The organism is Mobiluncus porci, from assembly GCF_009695935.1.
In the GTDB taxonomy this organism is placed as follows: Bacteria; Actinomycetota; Actinomycetes; order Actinomycetales; family Actinomycetaceae; genus Mobiluncus; species Mobiluncus porci.
The window spans coordinates 209855-227811 of the sequence record NZ_VUMY01000001.1 but is presented as its reverse complement, the minus strand read 5'-3'; the positions used below and the strand labels follow the sequence as shown (position 1 = coordinate 227811).

The window sequence follows — 17957 nt, the reverse complement described above, 5'->3', positions numbered from 1 at the left end:
CGCCCCATGGACTTTGCCCGCGTTCTTGTTTCCGCCGGTGGCACCCGCGAACCCTGGGATGAGGTGCGGTTTCTTGGTAATCGCTCGACCGGACGTCAGGGCTGTGAGATAGCGCGAGCGGCTCAGGATTTAGGCGCGGCAGTCACTTTGGTGGCCGCCAATGTGGAGACCGCTTTGGTGCCTTCGGGAGTTTCGGTGGTGGAAGTGGAGACCGCCGATGAGATGCTCACGGCAATGCTCCAGGCCGCTCGCGAGGCGGATTTGATTGTGCAAAGCGCCGCCGTGGCGGATTTTCGCCCGATTCGCGTGAGCGGAAAAATCACCCGTCACAGTGACACGATTCCAGTCCTGGAACTGGAGAGAACCCCCGATGTTTTGGCTACTTTGTTGTCTCGGCGCCAAGCGGGGCAGGTTATTGTGGGATTCGGGGCGCTCACGGGTTCGGTGGACGAGGTGAAAACCCAAGGGAGTTTGAAAGCCAAAGCGAAAGGCGCCGACCTGCTGGCGGTAAACCAGGTGGGAGAAGGCCTCGGTTTTGGAACCCAGACAAATACGCTGTATTTTTTTGATGACCGCGGGGAGATTATCGGCGAGGCCAGCGGAACAAAATACGAGGTCGGAAAAGTCTTGCTCCATCTCGCGGGCAAAATAGCTCGAAACTGACTAGAATTCACTTCATGAGCAAAACTCTTACTTTTACTTCTGAATCTGTCACCGAAGGACATCCTGACAAGGTTTGTGACCGGATAGCCGACTCGATTTTGGACGCCATCTTGGAACAAGATCCCGCCGCGCGCGTCGCCGTGGAAACCTTCATCACCACCGGCTTGGTCCACGTGATGGGCGAGGTGACAACCGAAGCGTATGTGGAAATCCCCCACATTGTGCGCCACGAAATCTCTCAGATTGGCTATACGTCTTCGGATATCGGCTTCGACGGACGCTCTTGCGGGGTCATGGTGTCGTTAGACCAGCAGTCGCCGGACATCGAAGCGGGGGTGACGCATTCCTTAGAGACCCGCAAGATTGCGAAAGATTTTGATCCGCTGGATGCGCAAGGCGCGGGAGACCAGGGTCTCATGTTCGGTTACGCCTGCGATGAAACCCCAGATCTTATGCCGATGCCGATTTGGCTCGCTCATAAACTCTCGGCACGTCTCGCCCAGGTTCGCAAAGACGGGATTGTTTCCGGACTGCGGCCTGATGGAAAAACCCAGGTCAGTATCGTTTACGAGGACGATGTTCCCCGGGCTCTCTCGACCGTGGTGGTTTCCACCCAACACAACCCCGACCGGACTCAAGCGGAGCTTCACGCCATGGTGGAGGCCGAAGTCATCCGTCCGGTTTTCGAAGGGCTGGATCTTGACCTCGACACCTCGGCGGCCGAGGTCTTGGTGAATCCCTCCGGTAAATTCGTTATCGGCGGGCCGGCAGCTGACTCCGGACTGACCGGAAGAAAGATTATAGTCGACACTTACGGCGGGATGGCTCGCCACGGCGGTGGCGCTTTTTCCGGTAAGGACGCAACAAAAGTGGACCGTTCCGCGTCTTATGCGTTGCGCTGGATTGCGAAAAATATCGTCGCCGCGGGGCTCGCGAAGCGGTGCGAGATTCAAAGCGCCTACGCCATTGGTCGAGCCCATCCGGTGTCTTTCGCGGTGAACACGTTCGGAACCGGCGTCGTGGAGGATGAGAAAATTGCCGCCGCCGCCCAGTCCGTTTTCGACATGCGTCCCGCCGCGATTATTCGCGACCTGGATTTGACCCGTCCGATTTTCCGCTACACGACAAACTACGGTCATTTCGGGCGAGAGGGCTTCACCTGGGAGAATACCGACCGGGTCGACGCGCTCAAGAATTTCTTCAAGTAAATGGAGGGGTTGCTGCCGCTCGAAGGCTTTGAGAACCCAGGACCGCGGAAGGTCACGGTGGAGGGTGTCGAAAACGCGGTAGCGGCAGTGCTGTTGAACACTTTCGCGCCCCAGCTTTCTCGGGCTCTCGATTTTGTGGTTCCCGCGAAGTTCGACGCGGCGGCACAGGTCGGGAGCCTCGTTAAAGTCAAGGTTAGCGGGAAAGAATATACGGGCGTCATTGCCGCGCGAAAAGACAGCACTGACTGGTTGAAGCCCCTGCAGGAGATCCGGCGAGTGGTGAGCCCTTGGCCACTCCTGGATGAGTCAACCTTGGAACTACTCGAAACGGTTTCGCTCCATTACGGAACCGGACCGGGGGTTTTGTTGCGCTATGCCCTGCCGGTGCGTCGCGCCAAGATTGAAGCCGACTTTGAGACAGAGCCGCTGGATTTGACGACTTCGGCTCCCGCAGTGGATGAGGACGGGGGAACCTGGGCAAGTTATGAGGGAGGTAAAGAGTTCCTCTCGGAACTCAAAGAAGGGGGCTATCCGCGCGCGGTGGTTTCCGCGCTGCCCAGAGTGGACGGGACCGCGAGTGGGGAGCTACCCTCGACGCTTCGGAAGGCGGGGCTTCCCGCGCGGTTTTTGCCTCTCGCGGAACTCGTAAAACCAGTGTGGGATCGGGGAGAACAATCGCTTTTGATTCTTCCCACCGCAGAAGAAGCCGGCGAGGCCTACCTGTTTTTACGGCGCTATTTTGTCGGTCGGGAAGACTCAATTGCCCTCTACACTTCGACCATGCCCCAGACGTCTGCCTACGAGAGTTTTTTGAAAGCCAGGTTCGGACGCGCCGCAGTCATCGTGGCGACGCGCGGGGGAGTGTTCCTGCCTCTGCGGTTCCCGGGTTTGTTTTTCTGTTGGGACGATATGGCTTTGTCTCTGAGTTCCGACATGTTCCCTAACTTCTCAGCGCGGCAGGTGCTTTTGCAGCGGGCGACGCAAACGGGTCGTGCGCTGGTTTTCGCGCATTTTTCCGTCAGTGCGGGGGACTTACAGCTCGTCCAGCGCGGTTTTGCGCGCAAACTCGCCCCCACGCGTGACACTCTGCGCGCCGCGACCCCCCGCTTCCAGTTCCTCGATTTTGAGGGGCAAATGTGGGAGGGCCCGACTTCTGCCATGCTGATTCCGGCGCGAGCCTTGAAGATTGCTCGCGAAGGTCTTAGGCGCGGTCCGGTTCTGGTTCTGATTCCGCGGGATAGCAAGTTTTCGGTGGTCAGTTGCGTGAACTGTGGCACCAACGCCATCTGTCGGGTCTGCGGGGGTCCGTTGAGTTTCAACGGGTCGCGTTTGGAATGTAGTCGCTGCGGGGCTATAGAAACCGATTTTGTGTGCCACAACTGCGGGTCTTCGAAAGTGCGGGGGCGCTTGCTGCAATCACGTACCGTCATTGAAGACATCGGGCGAATGTTCAAAGACATACCGGTGTTGGTTTCCAAACCTGGGGCGGGGTTTTTGAGCCAAATCGGGGACGAGCCGCGTCTCGTGATCGCGAACTCGGGGGCGGAACCGGTGGCGGCGGGAGGCTACCAGGCGGCGCTGATTCTCAGAGCCCACATGTTGGCTTCCCGAACCGCGCTGTGGACGGCTCAAGAAGTGATGCGTCGGTTTTTGGCTGCCGCGGCGCTGGTGGCGCCGGGAAGAACCGTGTTTGTTACCGAGCCCTTGGGAACCCTGTGGGAGCAGAGCCTCATCCGTTGGGATCCCTGGGGGGCGGCGGAGGTTGATTTGCGGGAGCGCCAGGTGGGGCACTTTGCGCCCGCGTGGCGGACGGCCCTGTTACAGGCTCCGAAGCTCGCTGGGTTTCTGGAGGAACTACAACTTGTGCTTCCCGAGGCTCTAGTCTTAGGTCCGGTAGAATCCAGCACCCAGCCGGGATTCGAGGCGGCTTTCGTCTCGGTTTCCCTCAAAGAAAGCGAGGCCCTGGGGAAAGTGCTCCGCTCCCTCAATTTCAAATCCGGAGCGACGGGCAATCTCCTGGTTGAAATCGATCCTGCCGACCCCGCCGGCCAAGTCGCCTAATGCCCTAACCAGGGCAGGTAAGATAGTCCCATGCGAATTGTTTTTGCCGGATCCCCAGACGCCGCTTTGCCGACCTTGCGATACTTGCTGGATTCGAGCCACGAGGTGGTCGGAGTGCTGTCGCGCCCCGATGCCCCCAAGGGTCGGGGGCGGAAACCTCAGCCATCTGCGGTGTCACAGTTCGCGGTGGAACACGATCTTCCGCTTTACCAACCCAAGTCCCTAAAAAATAATCCTGACGCCGAGGCGATGATTCGAGAAATGGCTCCCGACCTAGGGGTCGTGGTGGCTTACGGAGCAATCCTTCCCCAAAACATCTTGGATCTTCCCACCCACGGCTGGATCAACATCCACTTTTCCCTCCTGCCGCGGTGGCGCGGAGCCGCGCCGGTTCAGCGCGCCTTGGAGACCGGAGACAAAGAAACCGGAATCACGGTTTTCCAACTCGAGCTCGCCCTCGACACTGGCCCCGTTTACGCCACTTTGCCGGTGGCAATCCCGAACGAAGCCTCTGCCGGAGAACTTCTCACGGTCTTGGGAAATCTCGCCGAAGTCCCGCTGGAAACTGCGCTTACAAAAATCACCTCCGGCACCCCGCCCACGCCCCAAACCGAGGACGGCGTCACCTACGCCCCGCAGCTCACCGCGAGTGAGGGCCAAATCGACTGGACTAAAGACGCCACCTTGATTGACGGACATATCAAGGGTTTCACTCCCTCGCCCGGAGCTTGGACCTTACTTGGTGACTTGCGCCTCAAAGTGGGAGTGCTGGCCCAAAACCCCGAAGTCACAATGCCTCTCCAAACCCTTAGCCCCGGGGAGATTTTCCTGACTCGCCACGAAGTCTGGGTGGGAACCGGAACCCATCCGGTATGCCTCGACACGGTGGCTCCGGCGGGGAAAAAACACATGACGGCTGATGCCTGGGCGAGGGGAGCACGACTCGAAGCCGGTATGACGTTTAGCTCCCCTAAACAAGGAGCTGCCTCTTGAACCGCGACCGCACTTTCAATAACCGCCGCACGGGCTATCAATACCGCTCCAAAGCCCGCCGCGACCAGCCCCGAGACGCTGTTTTCCAAACGCTGCGGAGAGTCGAGGAAGATGACGCTTTCGCGAATCTCGTTCTTCCCATCGAAATCGAACGCCATCATCTCAATCGCCGTGACGCTGCTTTCGCGACTGAACTCGCATACGGGACGCTGCGTCTCCAGGGGCGCTACGATGCGATTCTCTCCCGGCTAACTGACCGGCCGCTAAAGGAACTCGACCCGGAAGTCATGACGGTGCTTCGCATGGGAACCCACGAGATTCTCGGGATGCGGGTGGAAAACTATGCGGCCGTGGATTCTTCCGTGGATCTGGCTCGCGACCGAATTAGTTCGGGGCCGGCCGGCATGATTAATGCCGTGTTGCGTCGAGTTACGCAGAAGCCTCTCGAGGAGTGGTTGGACCTCATCACTGCCGGTTTGAGCGAAGAAAAATCCCTGGCGGTGGCGTTTTCCTATCCGGAGTGGATCGTCTGGGCGCTCAAGGACTCCCTGGTGGCTTCTGGACGGGAAGCCGCGGAGCTGCCGCAACTGCTTCACGCCCAAAACGCCCCCGCCTATGTGACGCTAAGTGCTAGGCCAACCCTTGTTACCGCCGATGAACTCGCGATTGCTGCGGAAACCTATCTCGATGTGGATACGCGTCTGGGAGAGCTTTCCCGCGAGGCCGTCGTGATTTCCGGAGGCGATCCGCGCAGACTACGTCTCGTGACCAGGGGATACGCCGGAGTGGAGGATGAAGGTTCCCAATTCCTGGTGGACATCTTGACCGCGGTTCCCGTTTCCGGAACCGAGCGGACCTGGGTGGATCTCTGTGCGGGTCCGGGCGGGAAAACCGCTCTTTTGGCCGGGTTCGCGAAGGAGAAGGACGTTTCCGTAATCGCCAACGAGGTTGCCGAACACCGCGCGGAGTTGGTGAAAGATTCAGTAAAGGCGCTCCGGGATACCGTCACTGTCATCACCGGTGACGGACGCGATTTCGGAGCGAAACACCCCGGGAAAGCCGACCGCGTCTTGGTTGACGCACCATGTTCCGGACTCGGATCCCTGCGGCGCCGCCCCGAAGCCAGATGGCGTAAACAGCCCGCAGATTTACAAGATCTCGCCCCACTGCAGCGAGACCTTCTCCACTCCGCCGCCCAAGCCACCAAGCCCGGGGGAGTGCTCGCCTACGCGACGTGCTCGCCCCACCTGTCCGAGACGCGAGCCCTGGTACAGTCTGTCCTCGAAAAACGCGAGGACCTGGAACTTCTGGACGCTACCGAATTCGCGAAACTCGCCGCCGTCAATCCCGCCCACGATTTCGGTCCCGGGCCTTTCCTCCAGTTGTGGCCGGACCGCGACGACACCGATGCCATGTTTATGGCCCTAATGAGAAAGCAGGAAACCCATGAAAACTAAGATCTATCCGTCAGTGTTGAATTGCGACCAGATGAAGTTCGCTGAGGAACTTGCCGCCATCAAGACCGCGGACGGGGTTCACTTGGACATTATGGACAACCACTTTGTTCCGAACCTCACTTGGGGTCTTCCTACCGCTCAGGCCGTTTTGAACGCAACAAAGCTACCGGTGGATGCCCATTTGATGATTGAGGACCCCGACCGTTGGGCTCCGGAATATGCCAAGGCAGGCTGCGCCATCGTGTGTTTCCACCTGGAGGCCTCCAAGGCGCCGGTTCGCACCGCCGAGGTGATTCGCTCCTTGGGGGCGAAACCGGGAATCGCCTTGAATCCCGCCACGCCCGTTAGTGCCATTAAAGACATCCTGGGTCGTTTCGACCAAGTCACTTTGATGAGCGTCGAGCCCGGGTTTGGGGGACAGGGTTTCATTCCCGAAGTCTTACCCAAGATTAAGCGCCTCAGGAAACTCGTGGAGGAAGCGCGTCTCGACACCGACATTCAAGTCGATGGGGGAGTGAATGACAAGACAGTGGCCCAAGTTGTGAAAGCCGGAGCCAATGTCATCGTTTCCGGTTCCTTCGTTTTCAAACGCAATCCGGTCGAGGCCATTGCTGACCTGCGGAAACTAGCCGAGAACCCGCTGGCGTAACCCTAGAGGGTGGCCTTCTCCAACAGTTTGTCGTCCTTGCCCAGATTGGCAAGGTCAACAATCTTCCCGTTAGCAATATAGAGCGGGGTGCCGGCTTGATCCCGACCCAAACCGGTCATGCGCTGCTGGGCGTAGATGTTGATGGCTAAACCACCGGCGTCTTGGGCTGCGGGAGGAACTTTGGCAAAGTCGATGCCATTTTTTTCCGCAATTTTTTGGACAACAGGGAGAGGATTTTGGGCTTCATTAGTCCACTTTTCGTTCCCCTGATTCTTTTCGTAGTCGGCAGACTTGTAGTTCTGCAGAGCATAGGCCGCCAAATCTTTTTGCACCGCCCAAGTCTTGTCCGGAGCGTTCTCAGCCGTCCACAAAATGAGATTATTAGCGACGGGGGCAAAAGGTAGCGCGTGAGTCAGGGTCGGGCGCAACACCACAAGAGCCTTCCCGCCTTCGACGAGGTCATCAAGTTGTTTACCGTTGCCAAGCTTTTCATCAAAGTCGTTGCAAATATTGCAAGTGTAGTCAAAGTAGTATTCCAAAACCTTAGTTCCAGCCTCGGTTTCTTTTTGGATCTCCGCGTTAGAAAGCAGTTTGCCGCTCTTGAACCACAGGCCCTTGCCTTGAGAGAACTCCTGGGGTTCAGCGTATCCGGTTGCGGTTTTAGTGCCGGGAATGGTCCCATCTGGCTGGGTCACCGCGGCCTGCTTCTTGGTCATGATGGCTACCCCCACCAATATCAGGGCCAAAACCACGGCGACAATGATAATAATCATGACGGTGCGACCGTGACCGGCATTCGGATTGGCGACCGCAACCTTATTCTTACTAGATTTTCCCATTTTTTATCTCCTTGTAAACGTCTTCATTATTGTAAGTGAAAACGCCCGTCCTTTCTTTCCAGATGTCCTTCCTTCGCCAAAAGAGTCAGCGCCGCAGCCATCCGTTGCCGAATCGAAGTCCGAGCCGCGGTGAGATCCAAGACTCTTGCCACGGCTTCGCTGGCTTCTTCCTCCAGCGGTCTCTGGGTGGCAATCACCCAGGTCAGGGCATTATTGAATTCTTCGTCGCTAATGTCGGTCAGGGCGCGCTGACCGTAGATGGAACCGGTTCTAAACACGTGGAAGTTTTCCGGACTGGTCCCTTTTGGCCACGCAAAATCCCCAAACTTGGTGGAACAAATATTGACCTCGGGCGAGAGTAACGCGAGAATTTTCTCACGCCGCTTCGGGTGGAGTCGTTGCATCCCGAAAGCGTCCGCCGCCAACTTGGCGAGCCGAGAGGTCGCGATGGGCCCTTCGGAGTAAAGAATTTTTTCCAAAGCCTCGCTGACCTGGGCGGCATTATCGGGTTCATCCAAGTCGTCAAGGATTTCTTTGTCCCCAAGATCTGTCAGGGGTTTCCCGCGCGGAACGAAAGGCTGGATCTCTGTCTTGAGTTCGTTCGGGGGAGTGGCTCCGGCGGGAGCAGGTGCTGGTGCAGGAACGGCTACAGGGGTAGCTACTGTTTGCGAAGCCTTTGGTGAAACGGACACGGGAACAGCCGCGGGGGTGACAAGTGCTGTCTCCGGAGCAACCGCTGGAATATTCGCGGGGATTGCGGGTACCGTCGCAGAGGGAGTTTCTCTGGGCTCTCGGGAAGGAATCACCAGTGGCGCAAAAGCGCCGGCCCCGGGCTGGGAGATTTTTCCGGTTTCCGGAAGCGCAGTGAGATTCGTAACCCATTCCGTCTCGTTTTCCCCCAGATGGTCGCTCAAGCTCGGTTCCGGCAGCGGCATCCCGACGAGTTCTTGGCGGGACAGGTGCGTGAAACTCGTGGGCGGTACCTCCGAGACTAGAGGAAGCGGCGAACTCGTGTTGAGACCCTTACCGAGGGAGATTTCCGTGTCGGGAACCGCGGAGGGAATGGGCTCGACGACTGGTGACGTGGCCGACGTAGGAGGCGTGTGAGGCGTGGAAGGTGCGGACGCAGTGGCCGGTGTGGCCGGTGCGGAAGGTGCAAGCGGAGTGGGAGGAGACAGTGGGGTACCAGCAGGTCGGAGACTCGCAGGCAGACTCCAATTGGCGCCACTATCTGTTGGTAAATCCCAACTGTCGATGCGTTGGGACTGCGCCGCGAGAACCCGCGTCGGCGAAGAGTAGCGATCCTCGCTCGCAATGGCCCCTTCCGTTACTTCCCCGGGGAAAGCCAAATCCAAAGACAGAGAAACCAGGCGCCGAACCACCTCGTCCTCATCGCCGACGAGCTGATCGAAATAGATATGTTCAATCTGTCCAAAGCCACACTGTTCCACCAGGTAGTTTGGCAGTGTCACCTCGCGGTCTAAAGCGGGGGTAATCCCACACCTTGATGGCGTATCAAGAACGATTCCCATCCACGGAGCATCCGCCCCTCCTCGCACCGCCAAGTCAACCACGAGAGGGTTGACTCCGAGAGGACCGTGAACTTCCAAACCAGATTTTGTCAGGCGTTTCTTCAAATGTTCCACCACGTAGTTGGAACCCTCCGGGGCCGCCTCGGCTCTTCCCGGAGTCTCGATGGCGGAGAGAAAATCCTGTACTTGGGCAGGTAGTGCCAACCGGTCGAAGCCTTTGTCCTCAACCAGCCACAATCGGTGGCTGGCTCCCAACAGTGCGCGGGAAAACGCCTGGAGAAAATCCTCCACTTGAGGGGATTTGGACTTTAGCGGGTGAGAGATTCCTCCGAGGAAGAAAACCACTGCGGAGGACTCCTGGGCTTCAAAATCACCGAGAGAAGAAACTGTCACCTGGGGGAAACCCAGTTCACGGCTCTGGGCGATATCTCCTAGATACCAACGGATTCCTGCTGCCAATTCGCCGGTCAATGTGATGGCGTGAATCGTGGAGTTCTTGTTTTTTAGTGCCAGATTGATGAGAAAATTACCGGCTTTTTCGAACCAGGCACGATTCGCTCCCGTGCCTTTCCATCCGGGCAACTCGTCTGCGGGAGAAAGAGAGAAGGCCGGTGACGAGGGCGGATCCAGTGGGAGCACAGTAGCCGAAGCGGGATGCCAAGAAACCGGCCAGGTTCTAATCTCCCCACCTCCAAAAATGGCTGCCGTAAGCGCGGTCACCGGCGACAAGTCAGACCCGTAACGCAGGTCAAAGCGCATTTCGGGAAAACCGGCACCTCTCGCTGCCGCGTAGACGGAAGGAGATTTTCCTCTCGCAAAAGCCTTCGCGCTGGGGGTCGTGGCCACAAAGAGAACCTGCTTCGCTAAACTGAGGGCCTTCACCGCGGCCCCGCACGGTAAATCCGCGGAATCCAGGATTACCAGCGCATCGAAAAGAGGTGTGCCGGTGGCTGGGGGGAGGTGGGTAGCGACTTCGCTGGGGGTGAGACCCAAAAGAGGGGTTCGCGCCAGAACCCCATGAAGTTCTTCGCCCAGGGTTTTCTGGATGGAGAAATGAGGGTCGCGAAGCCTTGCCCCGAACTCTCGCAGATCCTCTTTGCTGAGCCCCGTGGCATAATTCGCCGCTGTCGCCTTGACCACATTGGAGATTTCGCGGCGAGTCTCGGCGGCGGTAGCGGTCAAACGCTCGGTCTGGGCGCTCAAGTCGGGGGAGGAGAAGGACTGGCGTTCCAGCGCGTGTTGTCTTTCCGTAAGGGAAGCCAAACTCAAGGCGTATTCAAGCACTCCCGAAATAGATTTACCCGACAGTTTCCCGTCCGAAACCCAGTCGGAAAGGGGTTCCAGACCCAAGGCGGCGAGTTTCGGTTGGAGATTACGGAATGTCACCATGTCATCAAGGGTGGATTCAGGCGCGGGCAAAGCGCTAGCCCACTGTTTGCGAATCTGGAGGTATCGCGCGAGGGGTGGTAAAGAATGAGACCAAAACTCCAGTTGCGCGGGTTCAGTTTGCAGTTCCTCCAAGATGGAGGCGAAAGCTCCAGCAATGTCTCTCACCTGGCGACCGAGACCGCCACCCTCGCGAGCGATGGGAATAAGAGACACGAGGTCATCGACCCGGCTGGGGAGCTGCGCGGCCATTTCGACGGCGGTCAAGATAGTGTCGGCATGGTAGAGAAATTTGTCGTGTGCTCCCTTGGCTAAGGCATCAAATTTGGGCAGTCCCAGCATCGGATTGGCAGAGATTCTCGAACTGAGTTGGAGGCTGCGTTGACGTAGACTCGCGAGGGCCTCGAGCGTCTGAGCAACTTCTGCGGGATTAATCGTCTTGGAAAGATGAGGTTGCAGTTCTTTCAAGAGCGCCTTGCGGCGAGTGGTCCTGGTGAGACCTTTGGACGCCTCGGCGTGACGGGCATCTGAAATGAGCTGTTGATCTAGGCCGCGGCGATAGGCCTCGCCCGCCCACTTCAGCAAGGGATTGGCCTCACCCAGCAAATCGCTATAGTCGGACTTCAAGGTTTTGAGGTTTCCGGTGACTAGGACGCGTTCTTTTTCGGTGAGTTCCACCGGCTCGCGACCGTAACCGATTTCGAGAAGATCTAGCCAGCGAGAAAACCACGGCCAGGTTTCGAGCTCCGCGGCGGCAGACATGATTTCCAACACGGCCGGATGGGTGTGTTTAATGGCTGTTTCCAGGGCAGTAACCGCTTGGGTAAGCGCGGTTTTATCCACCGTGCGCGCTTTGGTTCCCACTAAAGACCACGGGTTGGCCCCCAGACCATTCACGGAATGGGAGTCGAGGGTCGCGAGAACTTGTCCGAGTTTAGCGGCTTGGGCGCGATCTTTCGAGGTTGCGGGGAAACGCGGGAGGGCGGCAAGTTCCGTCGCCAAGTCTTGTTCTTCGCGGTTTAGCGCGGATTTTGTCAGGAGGGTAGCGCTGTAAGCTTGCCAAGCGGAGACGCCGTTTGGTCCGGGCTCGTGAATCGACTTGGCGTAAACATCGAGGTCTTCGGAAAGCATCGTCAGCGACTGACGACAAGATTTCAGATAGTCATCATCTGCGCTCACCGGCTCATCCCAGGCTGATTTTAGGGCTGACTGTGCGGTGGCATCGGGATGCTGGGGGTCTAAAGCGAGGAACAGGTGACCAAAGTCCGCCTTGTTGATTCGCGTTTTCAACCTACGAAGTGAGGCGGGCCCTCCAACTACCAAAACAGTTTTGCCCGCGACTATGCCCTGTGCCAGTGAATTCACAACGGCGTCGGTTTTTCCGGCAGCGGGTGGTCCGGAGAGGATGAAGCTTTCTCCGCGACCGAAGGCCTGGGGGACACGAAGTTGGAGGTGGCTGGCTTTGAGTGGCGCATAAATGTCTTGTGACAGACTTAGCGTCGCGTGCTTGGTGGGCGGGTAGCCGACAGGCTCGCCTTTCGTGGCGTAGCGGTTCACCAAGGGTGCCGCACCGTAGTCCACCAGGTGTTTTTCCAAGTCGGAATAAACGTCATCCCAGTCGCGGTGAGCCAAGCCGACGCGTCCGCGTTTTTCCAGTTCGAGGCCGCGGGCTCGAGGCGTTTGATGCAAAGCCTGTTCGAGGGCTTGCCAGAGTTTGTCTAAATCGAATCCGGAAGAGGTGCGACCGGCTCGGGTCCACGCCGGGTTCACCCCGTACTTTTTTGCCAAAATTTTGACGAGAGTGGTGTTGAGATTGAGTTTGGAGCCCTCATCGAGACGCAGGAAAGTCTCTGACGATCCCGAAGCGGCGCTGAGCGTGCCGGTAAAGAGCGGAAAGGCCCAGCGCTGGTCTTGCTGGGAAATGAAGCCCAGTGCGACCTGTAGTTCGGTTGACTCCGTGAGGTTTTCACGAAGCCACAGCCACTGGGTAGGCCTCGCGATGGCTCCCAGTTCCGTGGCAAGTTTTCCTTGGGGCGCCAAGTCGAAATCGCCACCGGTTCGCAGTAGCTGGTAGGTGCTGGTAAGACTTTCTTCCACAAAGGGAAACTCGAAAAACGCTGCCGGACTGGACAGGGGAGTGACCCCGAATTGGGGAGAGTGCAGTGAAGTAGCCCAGTATTTCCAGGCTTCGGTCACGTTCTCGTTCACTCAGTGGTTCCTTTGTTTGCGGTATTTCCTGCTAAGAGTCATTTTAAGGCTATGTGGGGCGGGCGGGGAAAGTGACGGGCGGGGAATATAACAAATCGGTTAACTTTTTCGCCTCCGAGCCACTAAAGTAGAAGCAAGGAAATTTTTAGAGGAGACCACATGAGTGACATCGGCGCGAGTGCCCCTGACGAGACTGCTGTCTTTGGTGCCATCGGAACCTTGGCTGAAAGTGAGCCTGAACTTGGTAAACGCGTGCTTTCACCCGCGGATGAAGAAGCGGTAGCGGCTTTACCCGCGGGCTCAGCTCTCTTGATTGTGCAACGCGGGCCTTCTGCGGGGGCGCGATTTTTGCTCGACACAGACCGGATTACTGCCGGAAGACACCCCCGTTCCGATATTTTCCTCGATGACGTGACCGTTTCCCGCAAGCATTGCGAGTTTCTCCGCGAAGGGGAGGGTTTCGTAGTGCGCGATGTCGGTTCCCTCAACGGTACCTATGTGGACCGGCAACGGGTGGAGTCTCACCTGTTGCAATCGGGCGAAGAAGTCCAGATTGGAAAATTCCGCCTCGCCTACTATCCCGCGGTGGTGAAGTGAGCACCGCCGCTACCGCACTTAACCAGCAAAACGCGCCGGAGCCTTGGCCCCGTGGCGTCGATACTGCCCCGACCATGTCCATTAGTCGGGTGCAGGAATTGGTGTCTACAGAATTCCCTTCGGTGTCACAGGCTAAACTGCGGTTGCTAGAAAAACACGGCATCGTGGATCCGGCTCGCCGCGCCAACGGGTATCGCGGCTATTCCGAGGCCGATGTGGAGCGGATTCGTTACGCTTTACGCCAGCAGCGAGACAGCTATCTTCCCTTGGACAAGATTGGGGAGAATCTGGCGATGCTCGATCGCGGGGAAGACCCGATACCCACTGAGCCAGTGGCGAGAATGGTTTCCAACGATGGGGAAGTGGTTCTACCCAAGACCTCACGGGTGACAGTGCGTCAAATCATGGACTACACCGCGGTCAGTGCGGAGTCTTTGGACAAAATGGTCACCGCTAAACTCATTAGTCCTGATCTTTCCACGCGGTTTTCTCCCCGAGCCATCGAGGTGGTTCGCGCTCTCATGCAGTTGGAACAGGCGGGAATCGAACCGCGCAATCTTCGCGCGGCCAAGTCTTCAGCAAATGCTGCCGTCGATTTGATCGATAAAGTAGTAGGCCCGAAGCGGGCGAAAAACACGGCCGCCGCGAAGGATCGAGCCCGTCAGGATGCCTATGATTTGGCGCAAATCTTGAGTTCTCTCATCGAAGCCTTGATTTTGCAAGGGGTGGAGGAACTCTCCTAGAATCACCGTCACCTTAGGTTAAACTTAAAGTGCAAGGTTTGGGCGCGTTGGTCATTGACTAATCACCCCCTAAGACTTACTCTAAAGTTACACAATTGAAAGTTAGCAGAGGAATGGAGCCGGAGTTGGCAGATAGCAGTAAAACCCACGTTCCCCAGATTAAACAGGGGATGCTTTTTGGTGAAGTGCTTCCCGTCATTGACGAGGAAACCGGTTTCCGTGGCCCGACCGCCTGCAAGGCCGCCGGCATTACTTACCGCCAGCTCGATTATTGGGCGCGTACCGGTTTAGTGGAACCGAGTGTCCGCGGGGCAAAAGGCTCCGGATCCCAGCGGCTGTATTCTTTCCGAGACATTCTGCTTTTGAAAGTAGTGAAACGACTTCTTGACACGGGGGTTTCCCTCCAACAGATTCGCGTCTCTATCGCGACTCTCGGACGCATGGGCGTAGATGACTTGGCTTCTATCACTTTGATGAGCGACGGAGCCTCAGTCTATGCCTGCCAGTCACCGGACGAGGTAATCGACTTGGTCCAGGGCGGCCAAGGTGTCTTCGGAATTGCTGTCGGTCGTGTCTGGCGCGAGATTGAAGGCACTCTGGCGGAACTCCCGACCGAAAATGTCAACGACACAAACACGGAGATTCGAGACGAGCTCGCTGAGCGTCGCGCCCGTCGCCACGCTAGCTAGTTCGCTGGAACGAAGGTGCTTGCCCCGGCTGGTTTGCCTTTGGGGTAGGGGCTAAAAACATCTGGAAAGTCCGGGGTTAATTTAGAAAAATCTAAAATGACATAATATATATTATCGGATTGAGGCTTCAGGGGCTCCGGCCGCGATTTCGCTTGGTTGCACTTTTAGTCTTCCGATAGGCTAGAATGAATTGCTTCGAAAGTAGGAGGATTTCTCAATGGCAGATCGCGCGCTCCGCGGCACCCACATGGGTTCAACATCTCTAGAATCTGAAGAAGGCGTCGTTTTTGTCGAACGCCAGAATGTCGATTTCACCTGCCCCTCCGGACACACTTTCGAAATCACTTTCGCCATTGATGCCGAAGTTCCCGACACGTGGGAATGCCCGCTTTGCTCCAAGGTTGCGATCCGAAACGGTGTGGAGGATTTCCAAGAAGAAAAATCCACTAAGCCGCAGCGAACCCATTGGGAACAACTTATGGATCGTCGGACCATGGAACAGCTCCAGATCCTCTTAGACGAGCGTCTGGAAGTCTATCGTTCGGGTCGCCGCCGTCCCGGCGGTTATTAATCGCGTTAGAGACTTCCCCATTGGGAGTTTTCCATAGAGGGAAAATGACATAACACTACCTTCCAATTAGCTCTCGCCACCGCCACTTCAAGACTTCTATAAAGGCCTCTTTGATGATGGAACCGGACATTTTTGAGGTGCCGGCGCGCCGTTCCACAAAAGTAATCGGCACCTCTTTGATGCGCCCACCAGCCCGTTGCGTTCTCCAGGTCATTTCGATTTGGAAACCGTATCCTTTGGACTCAATGGAAGTTTTGCCTAAAAGTTTATCCAAAAAATCCACTCGATAGACCCGAAAACCGGCAGTGGTGTCGGCCACGCCTACGCCCAGAACTGCGTTCACATACAAACTTCCCGCCCGACTCAAAAGTTCGCGCCTTTTCGACCAGCCGTCTGTGCCTCCCCCGCGAGTCCAGCGAGAGCCAATGACGAGGTCAGGTTGGGTGGTGCCGTGCGAAAGATGCAGTAAGCGAGGCAGATCCGCGGGACGATGCGAGCCGTCGGCGTCGAACTCCCCCACCCAGGTGTATCCGTTTTCGCTGGCCCACTGGAAAGCGGCAAGATAGGCCGGCCCCAGCCCTTCCTTTCCTTGACGGTGCAAAACGTGGAGTCTGGGGTTAGTCTTACTCAAGGTATCGGCTAACTCACCGGTACCGTCTGGAGAATTATCGTCAACAATGAGTATCTCCACTTCGGGAGCCTCGGAAAAAACCGCGGAAGTAATATATTCCAAGTTTTCTGATTCATTATAGGTGGGAATAGCAATCAGGGTTTTCTGAGTCATCTCTTTCGACTTTCTATTACTTTCATTACCAACAGGAGTAAAGTGGCTCCTGCAAAAATAACTAAAATTGCCCGAGTGAGCATCTCCCCGTAAAGGGTGGCCGGGGTGGCGCCACTTCGCAGCGGTACCGCGGTAACAAATGAACCGGCAGTATAGTTAGGAATCACTTTACCGAGGATATTCCCGTGAGAATCAATCCTCGCGGTAGAGTCCATGGTAGAAACTTGCACCGTGTCCAGACCGTGTTCTAAGGCGCGGAAACGAGCGATAGCAAGTTGCTGGTCGGCCTCATCGGAGTCTCCGAAGAAAGTATTTGAGGTCGGAAGCGCAATAAAGTTAGCTCCCCTTGCGGCCTCGCGAACGAGAGCATCATCTGCAATCTCGTAACAGATGGGAGTTGCAACGGTAATGTCTTTATCTCCCGCAAAAATCTTCAACTGAGCCTTAGTGTTTCCCGGGGACATATCTTCGGGAATCATGGCGGCAAAATCAGGGGCCAAAGTTTCGAGATATTTCCGCCAAGGAAGATATTCACCAAAAGGCACCAAATGTTTTTTCGAATAGGTCGCTATCGCCTCATTATTATTCCAATAGATAATGGTGTTTTTAATTTCCTTATTGGTGAAACCCAAGGTTCCCGCAATTAGAGGTGCCGCAAACGCATCGGTCACTCTATTGATTTGTGCCGCAGCCTTCGCGTCGATTCGCGGATCCATATCTGCCGCGTTCTCGGCCCACACCACAAGATCGACGCGTTCTTCCGGTCCAAGAGTCTCTCGCAGCCGCAAAGACTCCGCCACGTGATGATTCAAAACGTCATAGGGCTCGCCGTAGGCGGTTTGTGGAGTTCGTCCCGGAGTGTTGCCCTGCACCGCCGCCACTTTCAGACTCTGCCCCGTAGCAGTCGGGACACCGGCAGGAATCAAGTGCGGAAACAACACCGCGACGACGGCGAGTACCACCATGAGCGGCCGCAAGGTGAGAGCCAGGAACATGGAAAAAAAGGCCTTGAAGGGATGGCGCCACCGCCCCCGTGAGGGATGGAATATCTCTACGGCACAGATGGTGACGAACATTGCCACTCCCCCGACCGCGATGCTACCGCACCAGGGAGCCCAGGCCGCGAAAGGCGAATCTACCAGCGCAAAAGCCAACTTTGACCAGGGGAAACCCTCGAAAGGCACAATCGCGCGAATTTGCTCCACCGCAATCCAAGCCACCGGAGCCCACAGCAAGGTAAAAATCCAGAAAAGCCCCTTACTGCGCTGTAGCCTCGAGTCACCCGCTCCCCACAACACCCCGAATCCTGCAATAAACAGCGCTTCCAAGATGGTCAGAGCAACCCACGGAACTGGGGAACTCGCCGGAACTGTGAGCCACGTCAGTTGGCCACCAAAAAAGGCGAGCCCCCACGTGAAACCGACCAGACCTCGTGACCAGGCCGGATGTGGTCTCTCTTCGACATATCTCAAGGACAACAGTAGGGCCATGAGGGAAGGTCCCAACAGTACCCACCAATTCCAGTGGGGGAAGGCATAGCTTCCCAGCCAACCACCAAAAAAGGCCACTACCAGGTT

14 protein-coding genes are annotated in these 17957 nt (G+C 56.9%); 10 read left to right on the top strand and 4 right to left on the bottom strand.

Going from position 1 to position 17957, the window contains the following annotated elements:
* The first annotated feature begins 6 nt into the window (after window positions 1-6).
* The 6 genes from FYJ63_RS01030 to rpe are packed head-to-tail and all read left to right on the top strand — an operon-like array spanning window position 7 to window position 7031.
* Window positions 7-663, top strand: coding sequence for a phosphopantothenoylcysteine decarboxylase domain-containing protein (locus FYJ63_RS01030; protein WP_154542885.1), 657 nt, complete (start codon window positions 7-9; stop codon window positions 661-663).
* 14 nt (window positions 664-677) lie between these two features.
* The gene (gene metK / locus FYJ63_RS01025; protein ID WP_154542883.1) at window positions 678-1871 is read left to right on the top strand and encodes a methionine adenosyltransferase; all 1194 of its coding nucleotides are present in this window, start codon (window positions 678-680) and stop codon (window positions 1869-1871) included.
* Window positions 1872-3932 (top strand): primosomal protein N' family DNA-binding protein, encoded by a 2061-nt coding sequence (locus tag FYJ63_RS01020; protein ID WP_154542881.1) that lies wholly within the window; start codon window positions 1872-1874, stop codon window positions 3930-3932.
* Window positions 3933-3962: 30 nt separating this feature from the next.
* A complete protein-coding gene (gene fmt, locus FYJ63_RS01015; RefSeq protein ID WP_154542879.1) occupies window positions 3963-4925 on the top strand; it encodes a methionyl-tRNA formyltransferase in 963 nt (320 codons plus the stop codon).
* Complete coding sequence (locus tag FYJ63_RS01010) at window positions 4922-6382, top strand: RsmB/NOP family class I SAM-dependent RNA methyltransferase (protein ID WP_154542877.1); 1461 nt, start codon at window positions 4922-4924, stop codon at window positions 6380-6382. Before fmt ends, FYJ63_RS01010 begins: the two co-directional genes overlap by 4 nt.
* Complete coding sequence (gene rpe, locus FYJ63_RS01005) at window positions 6372-7031, top strand: ribulose-phosphate 3-epimerase (RefSeq protein ID WP_154542875.1); 660 nt, start codon at window positions 6372-6374, stop codon at window positions 7029-7031. Before FYJ63_RS01010 ends, rpe begins: the two co-directional genes overlap by 11 nt.
* A gap of 2 nt (window positions 7032-7033) precedes the next feature.
* On the opposite strand, the gene FYJ63_RS01000 is transcribed toward rpe, so the two are convergent.
* Both FYJ63_RS01000 and FYJ63_RS00995 read right to left on the bottom strand, forming a co-directional pair.
* Window positions 7034-7870 carry a DsbA family protein gene (locus FYJ63_RS01000; protein WP_154542873.1) on the bottom strand — a complete coding sequence of 279 codons (837 nt, stop codon included), beginning with the start codon at window positions 7868-7870 and terminating at the stop codon, window positions 7034-7036.
* A gap of 26 nt (window positions 7871-7896) precedes the next feature.
* Complete coding sequence (locus tag FYJ63_RS00995) at window positions 7897-12996, bottom strand: DUF3320 domain-containing protein (protein ID WP_338106775.1); 5100 nt, start codon at window positions 12994-12996, stop codon at window positions 7897-7899.
* Between the two features lie 159 nt (window positions 12997-13155).
* Here FYJ63_RS00995 and FYJ63_RS00990 point away from each other — a divergent pair, with 159 nt between their 5' ends.
* The 4 genes from FYJ63_RS00990 (at window position 13156) to FYJ63_RS00975 (ending at window position 15596) form a co-directional block, all read left to right on the top strand.
* Window positions 13156-13593, top strand: a complete 438-nt coding sequence (locus FYJ63_RS00990; protein ID WP_154542871.1) for an FHA domain-containing protein — start codon at window positions 13156-13158, stop codon at window positions 13591-13593.
* The gene (gene ftsR, locus FYJ63_RS00985) at window positions 13590-14336 is read left to right on the top strand and encodes a transcriptional regulator FtsR (protein WP_277027301.1); all 747 of its coding nucleotides are present in this window, start codon (window positions 13590-13592) and stop codon (window positions 14334-14336) included. The genes FYJ63_RS00990 and ftsR overlap by 4 nt, the downstream gene beginning before the upstream one ends.
* Before the next feature lie 113 nt (window positions 14337-14449).
* The gene (locus FYJ63_RS00980; RefSeq protein ID WP_154542963.1) at window positions 14450-15025 is read left to right on the top strand and encodes a MerR family transcriptional regulator; all 576 of its coding nucleotides are present in this window, start codon (window positions 14450-14452) and stop codon (window positions 15023-15025) included.
* Between the two features lie 217 nt (window positions 15026-15242).
* Entirely contained in the window at window positions 15243-15596 is a 354-nt protein-coding gene (locus FYJ63_RS00975) for an RNA polymerase-binding protein RbpA (RefSeq protein ID WP_154542869.1), read from the top strand.
* 55 nt (window positions 15597-15651) lie between these two features.
* On the opposite strand, the gene FYJ63_RS00970 is transcribed toward FYJ63_RS00975, so the two are convergent.
* Both FYJ63_RS00970 and lnt read right to left on the bottom strand, forming a co-directional pair.
* On the bottom strand, window positions 15652-16380 hold the full coding sequence (locus FYJ63_RS00970) for a polyprenol monophosphomannose synthase (RefSeq protein WP_154542867.1): 729 nt from the start codon (window positions 16378-16380) through the stop codon (window positions 15652-15654).
* The gene (gene lnt / locus FYJ63_RS00965) at window positions 16377-17948 is read right to left on the bottom strand and encodes an apolipoprotein N-acyltransferase (protein ID WP_287848492.1); all 1572 of its coding nucleotides are present in this window, start codon (window positions 17946-17948) and stop codon (window positions 16377-16379) included. Before lnt ends, FYJ63_RS00970 begins: the two co-directional genes overlap by 4 nt.
* Window positions 17949-17957: the final 9 nt, after the last annotated feature.